The organism is Sphingomonas daechungensis, from assembly GCF_039543105.1.
GTDB lineage: Bacteria > Pseudomonadota > Alphaproteobacteria > Sphingomonadales > Sphingomonadaceae > Sphingomicrobium > Sphingomicrobium daechungense.
The window spans coordinates 2,060,833-2,074,894 of sequence record NZ_BAABJC010000001.1; the positions used below are offsets into that span (position 1 = coordinate 2,060,833).

Annotated in this window: 15 protein-coding genes and 1 tRNA gene; 7 read left to right on the plus strand and 9 right to left on the minus strand. The window is 59.5% G+C overall.

The genetic code is table 11. The annotated features are described in order from the left end of the window. Window positions 1-96: 96 nt before the first annotated feature. The gene (locus ABD928_RS10815) at window positions 97-993 is read left to right on the plus strand and encodes an outer membrane protein (RefSeq protein WP_345168658.1); all 897 of its coding nucleotides are present in this window, start codon (window positions 97-99) and stop codon (window positions 991-993) included. A gap of 36 nt (window positions 994-1,029) precedes the next feature. On the opposite strand, the gene ABD928_RS10820 is transcribed toward ABD928_RS10815, so the two are convergent. The 3 genes from ABD928_RS10820 to ABD928_RS10830 all read right to left on the minus strand — a co-directional run bounded on the left by ABD928_RS10820 (window position 1,030) and on the right by ABD928_RS10830 (window position 3,927). Beyond that, on the minus strand, window positions 1,030-1,896 hold the full coding sequence (locus tag ABD928_RS10820) for a bestrophin-like domain (RefSeq protein WP_345168661.1): 867 nt from the start codon (window positions 1,894-1,896) through the stop codon (window positions 1,030-1,032). A gap of 13 nt (window positions 1,897-1,909) precedes the next feature. Continuing rightward, window positions 1,910-2,281, minus strand: coding sequence for a DUF1622 domain-containing protein (locus tag ABD928_RS10825; RefSeq protein ID WP_187715185.1), 372 nt, complete (start codon window positions 2,279-2,281; stop codon window positions 1,910-1,912). A gap of 170 nt (window positions 2,282-2,451) precedes the next feature. Then, entirely contained in the window at window positions 2,452-3,927 is a 1,476-nt protein-coding gene (locus ABD928_RS10830) for a PAS domain-containing sensor histidine kinase (RefSeq protein ID WP_345168665.1), read from the minus strand. Window positions 3,928-4,190: 263 nt separating this feature from the next. Here ABD928_RS10830 and ABD928_RS10835 point away from each other — a divergent pair, with 263 nt between their 5' ends. Together ABD928_RS10835 and ABD928_RS10840 are read left to right on the plus strand one after the other, a co-directional pair. Beyond that, window positions 4,191-5,693 (plus strand): arylsulfatase, encoded by a 1,503-nt coding sequence (locus ABD928_RS10835; RefSeq protein ID WP_345168668.1) that lies wholly within the window; start codon window positions 4,191-4,193, stop codon window positions 5,691-5,693. Between the two features lie 64 nt (window positions 5,694-5,757). After that, window positions 5,758-6,615 carry a hypothetical protein gene (locus ABD928_RS10840; RefSeq protein ID WP_345168671.1) on the plus strand — a complete coding sequence of 286 codons (858 nt, stop codon included), beginning with the start codon at window positions 5,758-5,760 and terminating at the stop codon, window positions 6,613-6,615. Here the strand turns inward: ABD928_RS10840 and ABD928_RS10845 are convergent, their stop codons facing one another. Next, window positions 6,616-6,837 (minus strand): hypothetical protein, encoded by a 222-nt coding sequence (locus ABD928_RS10845; protein WP_345168674.1) that lies wholly within the window; start codon window positions 6,835-6,837, stop codon window positions 6,616-6,618. 166 nt (window positions 6,838-7,003) lie between these two features. On the opposite strand from ABD928_RS10845, the gene ABD928_RS10850 reads away from it, so the two are divergent. Next, window positions 7,004-7,453 carry an outer membrane lipoprotein gene (locus tag ABD928_RS10850; RefSeq protein WP_187715182.1) on the plus strand — a complete coding sequence of 150 codons (450 nt, stop codon included), beginning with the start codon at window positions 7,004-7,006 and terminating at the stop codon, window positions 7,451-7,453. A 13-nt stretch (window positions 7,454-7,466) separates the two neighbouring features. Here ABD928_RS10850 and ABD928_RS10855 read toward each other — a convergent pair. The 3 genes from ABD928_RS10855 to ABD928_RS10865 all read right to left on the minus strand — a co-directional run bounded on the left by ABD928_RS10855 (window position 7,467) and on the right by ABD928_RS10865 (window position 9,666). After that, window positions 7,467-7,619, minus strand: a tRNA-Tyr gene (locus tag ABD928_RS10855). Next, window positions 7,571-8,749 carry a tyrosine-type recombinase/integrase gene (locus ABD928_RS15425; protein ID WP_425569718.1) on the minus strand — a complete coding sequence of 393 codons (1,179 nt, stop codon included), beginning with the start codon at window positions 8,747-8,749 and terminating at the stop codon, window positions 7,571-7,573. The genes ABD928_RS10855 and ABD928_RS15425 overlap by 49 nt, the downstream gene beginning before the upstream one ends. Window positions 8,750-8,805: 56 nt before the next feature. Then, on the minus strand, window positions 8,806-9,666 hold the full coding sequence (locus tag ABD928_RS10865; RefSeq protein ID WP_345168681.1) for an Arc family DNA-binding protein: 861 nt from the start codon (window positions 9,664-9,666) through the stop codon (window positions 8,806-8,808). Window positions 9,667-9,759: 93 nt separating this feature from the next. On the opposite strand from ABD928_RS10865, the gene ABD928_RS10870 reads away from it, so the two are divergent. The 3 genes from ABD928_RS10870 to ABD928_RS15430 all read left to right on the plus strand — a co-directional run bounded on the left by ABD928_RS10870 (window position 9,760) and on the right by ABD928_RS15430 (window position 11,501). Beyond that, window positions 9,760-9,933 (plus strand): helix-turn-helix domain-containing protein, encoded by a 174-nt coding sequence (locus ABD928_RS10870; protein WP_187715178.1) that lies wholly within the window; start codon window positions 9,760-9,762, stop codon window positions 9,931-9,933. A 691-nt stretch (window positions 9,934-10,624) separates the two neighbouring features. After that, window positions 10,625-11,398, plus strand: a complete 774-nt coding sequence (locus ABD928_RS10875; RefSeq protein ID WP_345168684.1) for a hypothetical protein — start codon at window positions 10,625-10,627, stop codon at window positions 11,396-11,398. After that, window positions 11,328-11,501 carry a hypothetical protein gene (locus ABD928_RS15430; protein WP_425569738.1) on the plus strand — a complete coding sequence of 58 codons (174 nt, stop codon included), beginning with the start codon at window positions 11,328-11,330 and terminating at the stop codon, window positions 11,499-11,501. The genes ABD928_RS10875 and ABD928_RS15430 overlap by 71 nt, the downstream gene beginning before the upstream one ends. 290 nt (window positions 11,502-11,791) lie before the next feature. Here ABD928_RS15430 and ABD928_RS10880 read toward each other — a convergent pair whose 3' ends face one another. Further along, entirely contained in the window at window positions 11,792-12,499 is a 708-nt protein-coding gene (locus ABD928_RS10880) for a recombinase family protein (protein ID WP_345168686.1), read from the minus strand. A gap of 121 nt (window positions 12,500-12,620) precedes the next feature. Next, complete coding sequence (locus ABD928_RS10885) at window positions 12,621-13,907, minus strand: DUF1254 domain-containing protein (RefSeq protein WP_345168688.1); 1,287 nt, start codon at window positions 13,905-13,907, stop codon at window positions 12,621-12,623. Between the last annotated feature and the right edge of the window lie 155 nt (window positions 13,908-14,062).

The following is a 14,062-nucleotide window of genomic DNA, read 5'->3' on the forward strand; positions in this document are numbered from 1 at the left end:
ACAACTTCTTGTGCCGTCCTCGGGGTTTCCCCCGATGATTCGCTGCGCACGCATCTCATAATTTCAGAACAAAGTTATCTTGATCGGGAGGGCGCCATGAAGCGCGGGTTTGCAATTGGTTTGATGATGGCTGCGGGCTGCTTCGGAGCGACTGGTGCGGCCGCGGCGACGACGGACGCTGCCGAAGCGGCGCCTGAAACAACGGTTCCCGCTCTAGATACCGCCTTGGCCGTCGACGAAACTCAGACGGGTACGCAGGCCCCGACCCCAGAGCCAGCGGCGGCAGTGGATGCGCCAGACGTGGACGGCTCGTCCAGCAATTGGGAAGCTTCGTTCACCCCTTATCTTTGGCTGGCGGGCACGGCGGGCAATGTCGGAGTTCCGAAATTCGGTCAGGGCGTCGAGATCGACAAGTCGTTCGCGGACATGCTCAGCAACCTCAACTTCGCGTTCATGGGCGCGGTGGATGCCCGCCGGAAGCGCTTCGTCATGCGGGGTGACCTCATGTACCTCAGCATGACGGCGAAGGCGGAAAACATTCTCAACCAGGCCTTCCTGTCCGGGCGGGTCGATGCGAAGACCACGATCGCCACGGCATCGATTGGCGTCCGGGTTGTCGACCAGGGCCCGTTGTTCCTCGACGTGCTCGTTGGCGGTCGAATCATCGGCCTCAATGTCGATATGAAGCTGACCGGACCAAACCAGACCTTTTCATACGGCACGTCGCCATCCAACGTTTCGCCGTTGATCGGCGCCCGCCTTCATGTGCCGCTCGGAGAGAAATGGGGACTGGGTGTTTATGGGGACGTTGGCGGCCTCCTCCACAACACGGATGTGAAATGGCAGGCTCTTGCGACCATCCAGTATGACATCAGCCGCCGTTGGACCGCAATCGCTGGCTACCGCCACATGCAGATTCACCACGAAAGTCAGCGGCTGGACTTCGACGTCAACATGAATGGGCCGCTGCTTGGATTTTCGTACAAGTTTTGATTGAGAAGCGACGAGCGGGAACGTCCCGCTCTTCCTTCATTGAACCCGCTGACGCTGCACGCGGGTCACGGCAGTCGATTGTCGGGGGGCCTTCGCATCCCGATCCATCGCAGCAGCTAGCTCCTCCAGCCCGCGCTGGCTGACCAGGATCGACCCTGCGCGCGGGCGATCGAGGTCGATAATCATCACGATGCCGAGGACGAACAGGATTACCAGGATTGTCGAGGCGTAACGCTGACGGGTTCCGTCCTTTGCGAGCATCGATCCGAGCAGTGCCGACGACACCACGAGAAAGAGGTACAGCGCCCCGAGAATGGCGCCGGGAATGTGTGCGCGGGAGGCGAGGGCGCGCGACGTGCCGACATCCAGCATTTGGTTGACGGCCTCGACGAAATAGGAGCCGAGCTCGGTCGCTCGGACCGGGTAAACTGCTTTCTCGGTCGCGCCCCACAGCCGGTCACGGAGAGCTTCGCTCTTCGCGCCTAGCCTTTCCCTTGTCTCAGGAGTGATATTCTCGGGGACGATGCGTGAGTGCGCATATTCGCGGAGCGTCGACTTCAACTCAGTCTTATAGGGCTCATCGAAGAGGCTTGCCCGAAGATAGGCGGTGCTGATCGCATTGGCCTCTTCAGCGACCCAATTGCGCCGCTCGTCATAACGGTCGAGCGCCAGGGAGAAGGTCAGGCCGATCAGCAGAGCGAGCAATCCGAAAACGGATCCGATGATGAAGCCCTGGGTGTCGCTGCCGATCAATCGCTTTTCGGCCAGGGTCTTGTCGAGCAGGAACTTGCCCCACCATGCTCCCACCTCCACTGCCAACAAGGCAGCGGCAATCAGGACGAGCCCGACAGCCCACAATGGCAGCGCGTGCATCAAGGGATCGAGCGAGATCAATTGCGACATGGGCGGATTCCGCTCAGGCGTCCTTCCGCTTTTCCGCCCGGAATCTCTCGGCCTGCTCGACGTCGCGGCCGAGGAAGAAATTCAGAGCCGTTCGAATGCCCGCGATCGCCGCCAGCTTGCCGATCTCGTCCCACGTCGGAGCGATCGCTGTCCGAATGATGTCGGCGCCCAGCGCGAATTCCAGCGAGAGCAGGATCCAGCTTGCAAACCGGACCCAGATGCCCCTGTCGCCCGACGATTGCTCAACCGACCACCCCAGGTTCCGAAACGACGCATAGAGCGCTTCGACAGCACCGATCACGACTGCAGTCACGGCCGCTGCCTCGATGAACAGCGCGAAGAATGATGCAATCAGGCGAAAGGTTATTTCGATTTGTTCAATCATCATGAGTGCAGAATTATGGGCCGACCGCAAACCGGCCTATCCGGCTTTTTCCCGATGTTCCCGGGCTTCGCCGGGGCCGTAGGAAAGCGCCATCCGGACGGCCGTCCGGTTGGCGCCGAAGGTTGCCCCCCAAGCCTCCTTCGGCGCCACACGATCGACCTTTGAACCGTCTACCTGAGCGGGATCAGCACCTTCAGAGTCGTGCCACCATTCGAATGGATATCGAGGTGGCCGCCCAGCCGCGCGACCCGGTCGCGCATGCCCGAAAGGCCAACGCCATAGCCGTTGTGATCCGTGACGCCCTCTTGGGAGAAACCGATGCCATCGTCGCAAATCTCCAGCTCGATCTTTCCCCTTATGACGTCCAGCCGGACGCTGACTGATTTTGCCTTTGCATGACGATGAACGTTCGTCAGCGCTTCCTGGCAAATTCGAAGCAGCGGAATGGCTAGTTCCTCCGGAAGCGAATTGACTCTCGTGTCCACGCTTACGTCGACGGCAATTCCCGCCCGGCCGCCGAACCCCATGGTGAAATTGCGAATGACGGACACCAGGCCCTGCTTCGCGATGGCCGGCGGATGCAGGAGATAACTGAGGACCCGGATTTCGCGCTCGGCGTCCTTCAGGCATTCCATCACGTCGTCGAGGGATCGGCGGACGCCGGGATTGCGCTTGAGCTCCGGACTTCGTTCCTGGGCGCCGATCAGCGCGAGCTCGGCGGCGACGACGTATTGGCCCGCAGAATCATGCAATTCCTGAGCGATCACGCGGCGTTCTTCGAGCTCGGCATTGGAAAGCAGGCTATTGAGCGCAGCAACTTCGTCGCGCAGGTGAGACTGGTCGGTCATGTCGGTCGCCACGCCGATCACTGAGCGGGCAGCGCCATCTTCGGTGCGGTCGAGCACGCGGTTGCGGCACGAGAGCCGCCGATAGCTTCCGGTGCTGTCACGCACTCGGCACTCGAAGATCGAAACCTCGTCCGGAGACTGGCCGATTTCCGCGAACATCTGCTCAACCCACCCGTAATCGTCAGGATGGACCATATCCCGGACCGGGTCTCCCATTTCCTCCAACTGATAAGGCTTGAACCCCAACAATTGCTCGACTTGTCCACCGACATACGTCGCGCGACGCGTTGGCAGGTCGAGCAGGTAGATCAGCCCCGGGTTCGTCGTGTTCAGACCGTCGACGAGCTTCTGGTTGCGCTCGTCGATACCGCTTGCGTGCAATCCAACCGGGATGGGACGGGACATGGCGACGATTTCGCGAAGCTCGCCATCTCCATGTCGCACGGGGATCATGTTGGCCGCCCAGGCAACCCGACCAGTCGGCAGGTCTATCGCTCGCTCGTAGTTTTGCGGCTCCCCCGTGGCGAGACATTGCCTGAGCTTCGCCTCGAAATAGTCCGCGACCTCCGGAATCATGATGTCCCGGACCCGCTCGCCCGGTGCCTCGCTCCAGGGAATTGTGGAAAAGGCACCTGCCGCGGGATTGGCTTCAATGATCCGAAGCTCTCCGTCGGGATCGAGCCGAACGACGCCGACGGCGATATTCGGGTCGGACAATATGGCGCGCCAGATGTCCTCCATCTCGACCAAGGTCCGACCCTTGGTCGCGTACAACTCAGTCACGCGTGCAGCTCGCATTCGTCCCCCGATTTTCGAGGGCGTTGAGCAATCAACGCAACGGCAAACGAGCCCCCGCTCTTAAACATATGTTAACAGGAAAATCCCTGAGAGTCAGTCTCTGAAATCGCTCAGGGTTTGTCCCAGTTTCGGATGCGAATCGCGCAAATCGGCCCATCTCAGGGTATCCGCCAGGCCCGCGTGGGGAGTTTCCCCGATATCCGAAACTCGCCCAGAAAGGCACAGCCACTCCCATTCAAGGCTCTGAACATGGGAGAATTTCTATGCCGGGCGGCAAGCCTAATATCTTGATCATGTGGGGTGACGACATTGGTCAGTCGAACCTGTCGATCTTCACCAAGGGAATGATGGGCTATCGCACGCCCAACATCGACCGCATCGGCGAGGAAGGTCTTCTTTTTACCGATTACTATGCGGAGCAGAGCTGCACCGCAGGCCGCGCCAGCTTCATCACTGGCCAGTGTGGCCTCCGGACCGGTTTGACCAAGGTCGGCATGCCGGGCGCCAAGCAGGGAATGAAGGACTCGATTCCGACGATCGCGACCGTCCTGAAAGCTCAAGGCTATAATACCGGCCAGTTCGGGAAGAACCACCTGGGTGACCTCGACGAACATCTGCCGACGATGCACGGCTTCGATGAGTTCTTCGGCAACCTCTACCACCTCAATGCCGAGGAAGAGCCGGAGAACGTCGACTATCCGGATCCCAAGGATTTCCCCAATTATCGTAAGAACTTCGGCCCGCGAGGCGTGCTCCACTGCCATGCCGACAGCAAAGGCGGGCAGACCGTGGTGGACACCGGTCCGCTGACGAAAAAGCGGATGGAGACGATCGACGACGAAGTGCTCGAAAAGACCATCGATTTCATCAAGCGCCAAAACGACGCGGGGGTCCCATTCTTCGTTTGGTTCAACACGACCCACATGCACTTTCGGACCTATGCGAAGCCGGAGAGCAAGGGCCAGGCGGGTCGCTGGCAGAGCGAATATCATGACGTCATGATCGATCACGACAAGGCGATCGGCGTGTTGCTGAAGCTGCTCGACGATCTCGGCATCGTCGAAGACACCTTCGTCATGTACTCGACCGACAACGGTCCGCACTGCAACACTTGGCCGGATGCCGGCACTACGCCCTTCCGATCGGAGAAGAACACCAGCTGGGAAGGAGCCTATCGCGTCCCTTGTGTCGTCCGCTGGCCGGGCAAGATTGCCGCCGGGTCCGTCTCCAACGATATCGTCGCCCATCTCGACTGGCTGCCGACGCTGGCGGCGGTCGCGGGCGAGCCGGATATCAAGGGCAAGCTGAAGGCCGGGCACCAGCTCGGGGACCGGAAGTTCAAGTCCTACATTGATGGCGTGAACCAGCTCGATCACATTACCGGCAAAGCTCCGAGCGCACGCCAGGGCTTCATTTACTGGACCGACGAAGCCGAGCTCGCCGCCATCCGTTTCTTCAACTGGAAGGCGATCTTTATGGAGCAGCGCTGCCCGGGCACCTGCCTCATCTGGGCGGAGCCGATGGTGAAGCTACGGGCGCCGAAGTTGTTCAACCTCCGCACCGACCCGTATGAGCACGCGGACATCACGTCGAACACTTACTATGACTGGTGGCTCGACCGGGCGTTCGTGCTTCTGGCCGCGCAGCCGATCGTGGCGGAGTTCCTGCAAACGTTCGCGGAATTCCCTCCGGCCCAGAAAGCCGGGTCGTTCAATCTCGAGTCTGTACTCGAGACACTGCAGTACGGCGCAAGCGGCGCCGCTTGACCTTCTGGGGGTGCCGGAGGTTCCGGCGCCCCCTTCATCCTACAGTCGAAATGAGGAGTTCGCGATGAGCAGGTCGCTGAAGTCGCTACTCGTCCTCCTTGCGCTAACGGCGTCTTCTGCAGCCTTTGCGCAAGAAACTCCGCCTGCCGAAGAACCGCAGCCGGTCAGTGAGCCGGCAGCAGCGGCCGATGACGGTCAGGACCTCGCACGCCAATTGTCGAACCCTGTCGCGTCGCTGATCAGCGTCCCGTTCCAGCAGAATCTCGATATCGGCGGTGGACCGAGGGACATGGGCGTTCGCTACACGATGAACGTGCAGCCGGTGATTCCGATCAGTATTTCCGATGACGCCAATTTGATCGTCAGGACCATCGTTCCGATCGTTTACCAGAACGAATTGAGCGGCCCGAACCAGTCCGAATTCGGGCTCGGCGATACGGTGCAGAGCTTCTTCTATTCGCCCAAGGCGCCGACGCGCAGCGGCATCATCTGGGGTGCGGGACCGGTGTTCCTGTTCCCGACGGCCACGAGCCGCTTCACCGGCGGCGAGAAGTGGGGCGCGGGGCCGACCTTTGTGGTGCTAAAGCAGGCTGGCCAATCCACGTTCGGCCTTCTCGCCAATCACATCTGGTCGTTCGCGGGCGACAACAGCCGAAACGACATCAGCGCGACCTTCATCCAGCCGTTCTACAGCTTCACGACCAAGCGGGCGACGACCTACAGCTTCAACACGGAGTCGACGTACAACTGGCAGACGAAAAAATGGATTGTGCCGGTCAACGTGAGCGTCTCGCAACTGATGCGGATCGGCAAGCAACCCGTCTCGCTAGGTATCGGCGGTCGCTATTATATCTCCAGCCCAACCGGCGGTCCGACCTGGGGGATGCGCTTCACGACGACCCTGCTGTTCCCGAAGGGCTGATCAGTGCGGGATGTTTCGCAAGGCATTGATGGCGCGGATCACCGAAGCGTAAGGCTGCGCGCAGGCCCGGTGATAAAGCCCGTTCAGGCTATCCAGCCCATCGGGGTCGTCATGCGCGAAATGGATGAGATGCGCGTCCTCACCGGGCCAAATCGGCCGCTTGCAACTCGGGCAGACTGCGGCGTTCCCCCCACCACCATCCGGACGCAAATCGCGGAACATGTTCGCTCAACGGGTGCTGGAAGACGCGAGTTCCAACGGCTGTCGCGAAAGCGCCTGCAGACCGGAGCTACCGGCATTCCGAGTCTCGTCTCAGGGTAAACCCCAGTCCCGAAGAGCTTGGCGGTTCAGTATCATGCGGCCCTTCGAACAGGAAAGGACGCTGACCATGAGGACCCTCTTTATTACAGTAGCTCTCGGCAGCGTCTTGGCGGCCTGCGCACAGCAGCCATCGGTCAACACCGTTTCAGCCAACCAGACGATGCGTGCCGTTCCCGTCCAGTTCGGGACGGTTGAAAGCGTTCGCGGTGTCGGAATTCAGGCGCATAACACTCGCCTTGGCGCGGTTACTGGAGCGGTTATCGGAGGAGCGATCGGCAGCACGATCGGCCGTAGCACCGCAGCGAATGTCGCTGGCGCAGCCGGCGGCGCGGCGGCAGGCGGCGCGCTGGGGAACGCGGTCGAGGGTTCCAACGTGAAGCAAGGCGTTGAGATCACGCTCAAGCTCGATTCCGGCGGCATGATCGCGGTCGTCCAGCCGGGCGATCCGCGCGACTTCCGGCCGGGCGACCGGGTGCGCGTGACCGGCGAAGGCGAAGGCGTCCGCGTCACGCGCTAAGCGTCACTGGGATTGGTGGAGAGGGCTGGATTCGAACCAGCGTACGCTTGCGCGGGCAGATTTACAGTCTGCTGCTCCTCCGCAGAAAACCGTCAGAAAGGCGCCTATATGTATCGTTTATGTAGCGAGCAGCGACTTCTCAGCCTTGAGGGCCAACTCAGCATCCTTGCGGGCATCGACAACCAAATGGCCGTAGACATCAATGGTCAGCTGAATGTTCTCGTGACCGATCCACGTTTGTAAACGCTTTAGATCAATCCCGTCATTCAGCCAGCTGGAGGCCGCGACGTGCCGTAAATGGTGCCAGTCGTAGCGAGCCCGGTAGACAGATTCGCCTTTGCGATCCCTTCGACCAGTATCGATCGCCAGTCCGGCGGCGATCTGGATCTTCAGCAGAAGCCCGATGAAGCCCTTCTGGTCGATTACCCCGCCACGACGGTTCGGAAACATCAGACCAAGCTCAGAAGGCTTGCAGCGAAGCTTCCAAGCCTTGAGGATGGTCGTCAAAGACGGCCCGATTGGAATTGTCCGGTGGCCGGCGTCCGACTTGGGCGGGCCGATTACGTTCCAGCGGTCAGCCCGTTGGGCAACTGTCAGGCATGAAGCCTTTAGGTCAGCTTTTTCCAGCGGGAAGCCACGCACCTCACTAGCGCGCAACCCAGTCAGCATGACCACGCGTAGGAGAACCGGGAGTCTTGGATCTTCGCTCGCAAGATCGTCAGCGGCCTTCAGCATGGCCTGCAAGTGTTCGAAGGGCGGTATTTCAGCGCGCTTCGCAAGCCGCTGCCTCTTTTCACCACGCGGTCGCTTCACTTGCACTCCCCGAGCGACGTTCTGCGCTACCAGTCCACGGCGCATGGCTTCGGTCAGCACCATAGACAGGTGACGGACGGCCTTGCTCGCCATGGCATGGGACCGCGTCCGGATCATTGTGTCCCGGAACTCGACAACTTGCGGAGCTGATAGTCGGGACAGCTTCTCGGGCCCGATGTGCGGCTTAACGTGCCGGTTCACGATCTCGCGGTACGTTTTGATTGTTGCCCGGTCGCACCCGTTCGCTTCGCTCGCGGAAATCCAAATGTCAGCCGCCTGCGAAAGCGTGATGCTTTGAGCCTCCGGCGTATGAATGCCTCGGGCCAACTCGCTTTCAGCCTTAATTCGGTAAGCGTCAGCGTCGCGCCGCATCTCGAATTGCTTGTGGTGGCGGCGACCCTCGCGGTCCGTGTACGAGACCCGGAAAGCTTCGCGCCATTCCCCCTTAGAGGTCTGCCATCTACGCTTCTTGATGGTGGCCATAAGTGAACTTCCTCGTTCAGACGCAGCCGTTCTCTTTTTCAAGAAATCGAAGGCGATTACTCTTCAGAGTCCTCACCATCGTTTTCTGATAGCTCTAGCCAATTGGGTTTTCGGGTTGTGAAAGCGTCCGCGTCGATGTCGGGATCGTCAGGGGGTTGTCCTGCCAATACCCGAATGCAGTCAAAGAACTCATCGTCCGTGATATTGAGGGGGTCTCGTAAACCCGGCAACGGCTCGAAGGCGCCGCTCTGCTTGAACATGCGCATAACGCCCCCAACCACGAAGTTTCCCGACCTGCTTGCGGCTCGCGAGACCGTCAATTCCCGGCCGATCCGGATCGCAGGTCTTCGCCTTTCCTCATGCTCTGCTAATGGGCCTTCGAAGATGGACTTTGCGAGTTTCTTCACGCGCTCCAAGCGCTTCGGATATTCCGCCCAGGCCTCTTCGTAGATCGAACGAACTTCCGGCGGAAAGTCCGTCTTGCTCGGATAAGCCTTCGCAAGGCCTTCAATTTTGCGGCGCACGTTTTCGAGTTCGGCGACGCGATCCCAGAAAGTCAGCAACAATTCTCGATGACGCTCCCAAATGTCGAGATCGATCTGCGGTTGAAATGAAGTGAGAATCGTTCGGACAGCCGAGTTTACAGCTTCCCAAGTCATCCGGTCCTCGTTCCAGGGCTTGCCGCTTTCGGTTTCTATGAGAGCAACTGCGCCAATCACCAGTTTGGCCAAGATCGTTGTCTCACTTCCTCCGAGCAGCATCTCGTCTTGAAGCGATCGCTCGAGCCGAGACTCTATTTCTTGCGAGACTGACCGGCCGTTTGCAGTCGCCGCGCCGTTGATCCGCTCCCGCATGGTTTCGGACATGCGCATCGTAACGACGTGGCGCTTGGGTTCCTTCGCTTTCAAATATCCCATGGACCACCCCTGTAATCACATATGAATACACCTCTTGACATGTTCGAACTCTGGATGCAACGTATTCACATACGAATACATGGAGGTTTATGCATGCTCGCTGATGACCTGCTGGCAGGCGCCAATGCAGCCGCCAACTTTATCGGAGTCACGCCCCGCGCTGTTTATCATTTGGTTGAGGGAGGCCGTCTCCCAGTCGTTCGAATGGGAAAGCGGCTCTACTTCCGAAAATCCGAATTGGAGCGCGCGTTCAGCACCGCCGCGTGAGGAATTAGGCGCCGCTTGGCGGCCAATAAGTGAGGTGTCGAGTGAGCAGATTTCGGTCGCGATACGACGCAAAGGGGCGATCCTCCGCGAAGGATGACCACCATGTCCGGGTCTATCGATGGTTGTCGACAAGTCAGGCGTGGCTGCACGCCTCCGGGAACGAGATTAAGGGTCTTCTTTTTATCGCAAGCTTCGATTTTGGTGACAACAATGGTCGCATACACATGAGCGAGCGACGACTTTCAGAGGGAATTGGGATTGATCGAAAGACGGCGCGAAAAGTACTTCGTGGGCTCCAGGACAAGGGATTCATCGAGTGCACCGCCCGTGGCTCCTTTAAAGCGAAGCAGTCGCCCGCGGCACAATGGCGGCTGACGTGGAAGAGCTGGCCGGATCGGTCACAAGGTCCCACCCACGAATATCGTCGCTGGCAACCGCCGAGTGAAAAATCTCGGGGGGAGAAATTGGCCGCCCAAGGGGGAAATCTGCCCCATGGCCGAATGAATTTGGCTGCAATGGGTGGAAACATTCCCCCCGGTGAGCCGGACAATCCGCGGAAAACTGCCAGAATGAATTCGGGAAGTATTCCCCCACTTACAGTAGCCAGTGGGGAGGGTCGTCTGAATGACTCATCTCAAGATCTGGCTGCTTGAGCATGGATCCTAACCCTCCACCAAACCGCAAACAGAAAATGCCTGCCATCCTCAAAGAAATTGGGGCAAAGGCCATTGTTCGGCACGAGAAACGTGACGCCACCCCGGAGATTGAAATTGGGGTTGAAGGTGGCGGCTGGACCTTCCGTTCGCCTTACGAAGACGAGGACTTGGCAGAGTGGGAAGCGTTGCTGTTCGACGCTTTCGCGACTCGATCAATCGCCGCGTTCCAGTCGTTCGCGACCCAATTGGCCGAACTGTGCTCAACTGACTGGCATGGTGATGAAAAGGGATGGCTGCCCAACTCTTCGGAACTTAGGGCTGCTATTCAGGTCGTACGAAGCTTGCGACCGCGAGATGAGGCTGAGGCCTGTCTGGCGGCTCAGATGGTCGCGGTACACCTCATGCAGATCAAGCTTTCGGCCCAGGCGCTGAAGCAAAGCTATCCGGATCCAAGGACGTGCGCGATCGCCGGCAAGCTCGGCCGAACCTACGCGATGCAGCTCGAAACAATGGCCAAATTGCGTGGCAAGGTAACGCGCCAACGGATCACGGTCCGGAAGTACTCGCAGCACGAACACAAACACATTCATCTGCACCAGGGGGAGGTTGAAAATGGGAACCAACCCCATGGACCAAGAGAGCGCGAAGCGGCTGAAACAGGAACGTCTGGGCAACCTTCGACGTGCTCCGCGCTGTCTAGCCCAGACGCAACGGGGAACCCCTTGTCAGTCGCCAGCGATCAAGGGTCGCAAGCGATGTCGACTACATGGGGGCGCAAGCGGATCGGGCGCTCCGATGGGCGAAGCTAATGGGTCATTTATCCATGGGGGTTGGACACGTGAAGCAATTGAGCTCCGCCGTCAGGGGGCAAGGCTTCTCAGGGATTTGCGACGACTCAGGCGTTCGTGCTGATTACCGTTCGAGGCGTGCTCCCGAGAGCGGATCGGCGCTGAGGGGGTACCGCGTGCTCGAACAAACATTCTGAAATATCGATGACGTTCTCTGGAAAGAGGCCGGATGCACTACCGAGCTCGAGCCTGAAAACTGCCGCGCCTACTGGAATTGAAATACGGCACTCCCCAGGAGGCCGTCGCCCGCCTTGGCCCCCCGGACGAGATCCGGGAGGCGTTTCGTGAACTACAGCGAGGTCTTTACGCCAGAGACTAGGCGCCGCTCTCTTCCTAACTAAGGGAGCATTTTGCCTAATGATTTTGGAATCTGGCGCTACCGCTTCGTTCCAAAACTGCTTTGACCTGTGCAGCATGCCACTTTCCGCCGCGAGGGGCAGTGATCCCCCGGTCGTTAAGCGCGCCAGCTATTTGTCTGAGAGATAGACTGCCCCCCGCGGCTACCGCTTCGATCTGACGGCGAACTTTCTGTGCTCGCTCGACAGATTGGCGGCTCCGCACTTCGGCACTTCTCGCGGGACCCTTTCGAAGATCTTCGAGATTGCCACGGTTGCCGCCCAACCGGACCCCTCGTGCTCGCGCTGCAGCCAAGGCGTCCTTCGTGCGAGCTGAGATTGCCTTTCGTTCGGCCTGGGCAACCGCAGCCATAATATGAATCGTGAGCTCGTTTGCCTCCGGCATGTCCGCTGCGACGAACCTGGCGCCGCTTTCCTGGAGCTTCGCGAGGAAGGCAAGATTGCGGCTGAGGCGGTCTAACTTCGCTACGACCAATGTGGCGCCCGACAGCTCGCACATCGCCAAGGCCTGCTCGAGCTGAGGGCGATCGTCGCTTTTGCCGGATTCCACTTCAACGAACTCAGCACGGAGGTCCCAGGCGCCGCCATTGAGGAAGTCGCTGACAGATCTGCGTTGTGCTTCGAGGCCCAGCCCGCTTCGTCCCTGACGAGCTGTGCTCACCCGGTAGTAAGCGACGAAAGAACGCTCGGTCATAATGTGTTCCAATAGTAGCAACCAACGTTGCCACTAATAGAACAGTTCGCCGCCTAAATGCAATTGTGAACGCTAATGGCAGCTTTCGACCCATTCCGGACATCAGCCGGACAGCCATCGGCCGGTCAATCTCTCACACGAGTTCAAAGTCCGGTAACTTGAATGTCCCATTGTTGAATTCATCCGTTGGACCGTACAGTCGCATGCCGGGGAGCGGTCGTTTGCCGGAGGTAGGGATCCAGTTGGCTTCCAGCCCCGCTGGCGGTTGCGGGCCGACATAGATTGTGATTCCACCATCCGCATTCTTCGTCATCAGTTCGACGTCGTAACTGGACAGGGTCGTGCGATTGCTGTCGCTGTAGATGAAGGCAAAGGTTGCGCGATCATAGACGGTCAGCGCCCAGAACTGTTTGACGGGAATGTCTGCGGGTAAGTCCAGCTTGTACAGCTTACCTGCCTCCAGTTTTCGGCCATCCCGATCGGCCATGGCCATCATATACTGGGTAGCCGGCGTGTCGCTGAGCTGTTTCGGCACGTAGGTGCACCAGACATATTGCGCCGCGCGGCGGACGAGATCGATCCGGTCTGAGTATTCGAATGTGAAGGTCCGGTTGTCATCGGCCTGCATCAACGTGGCGTAGTGGCGGTCCGGCCAGAACAGCAGCTCCGACGGGAGGTTATCGTACCATTGCTGGAGAAAATGCCAGGCGTCGACTGCGCCTTGCCGGATCGCACGAACGGTCGGGGGGTCAGGGTCGAATTTCATGCCCTTGCGGATGCCGAGCGTCGCCAGCATCCCCATCATCACCTTGTCCTGTTCTCTGACTGGCTCTGCGTCGACGATCTCGGCGAGGTCGCGGAAATAACGCTCGTCGAAAAACGGCAGCGTCGGATAGCGGCTGTTGCTCGGATCAATGAATTTCTGCTCTGGCGGGCTTTTCGTGTCCCCTAAAAGATACATCCGCAGCTGGCGGGCGTATTGGTAAGCGTCCTTCGCCGTCTTGCCCGGCGCCCGTACCGATCGAAAGGCGAACGAGATGCGGTTGTTCGGTGATGCGACGTGCAGATAGCCATCCGGCACAGACTGGTCGTAGCCGGGCGGAGTGAAGAGGTATCGTCCACCCTTGCCTTCATCCATGCCTGACGGGCCCACGTCGGCGATCGAGAACTGCCATGCATCGACCACCTGGCCGTAAAGGCTACCATCCGCGCCCGCGGGTGGCACCTCCAGTACCGCTGGGCCGGCGCGAAGATCGCAATAAGCCCCGATGTAAGGTGTCGAGCTGTTCGCCGTGAGCCCCTCTAGGAGCGGAGTGGCAGTGCCCGTGTAGGCCAAGATGTCGCAATCGCGATAGCCTAACGCCTCGAAGGCCGCCCTCCGGAAGCCATAAATGGAGACAGCGGGCATCGCCCACAGCACGGCTTCGAACGCCCGCTGTCGCTTCAGCTCGAAATCGAAGTCCGAAATCGAACAGGAAGTGTCCGCCGGGGGCTGCCCGCCGATTGGTTCACAGTCGTTCTCATCGTCCCTGGCCATGGACAGTGCTTTCCCAATTAAAGTGGTACTTCCTGAAG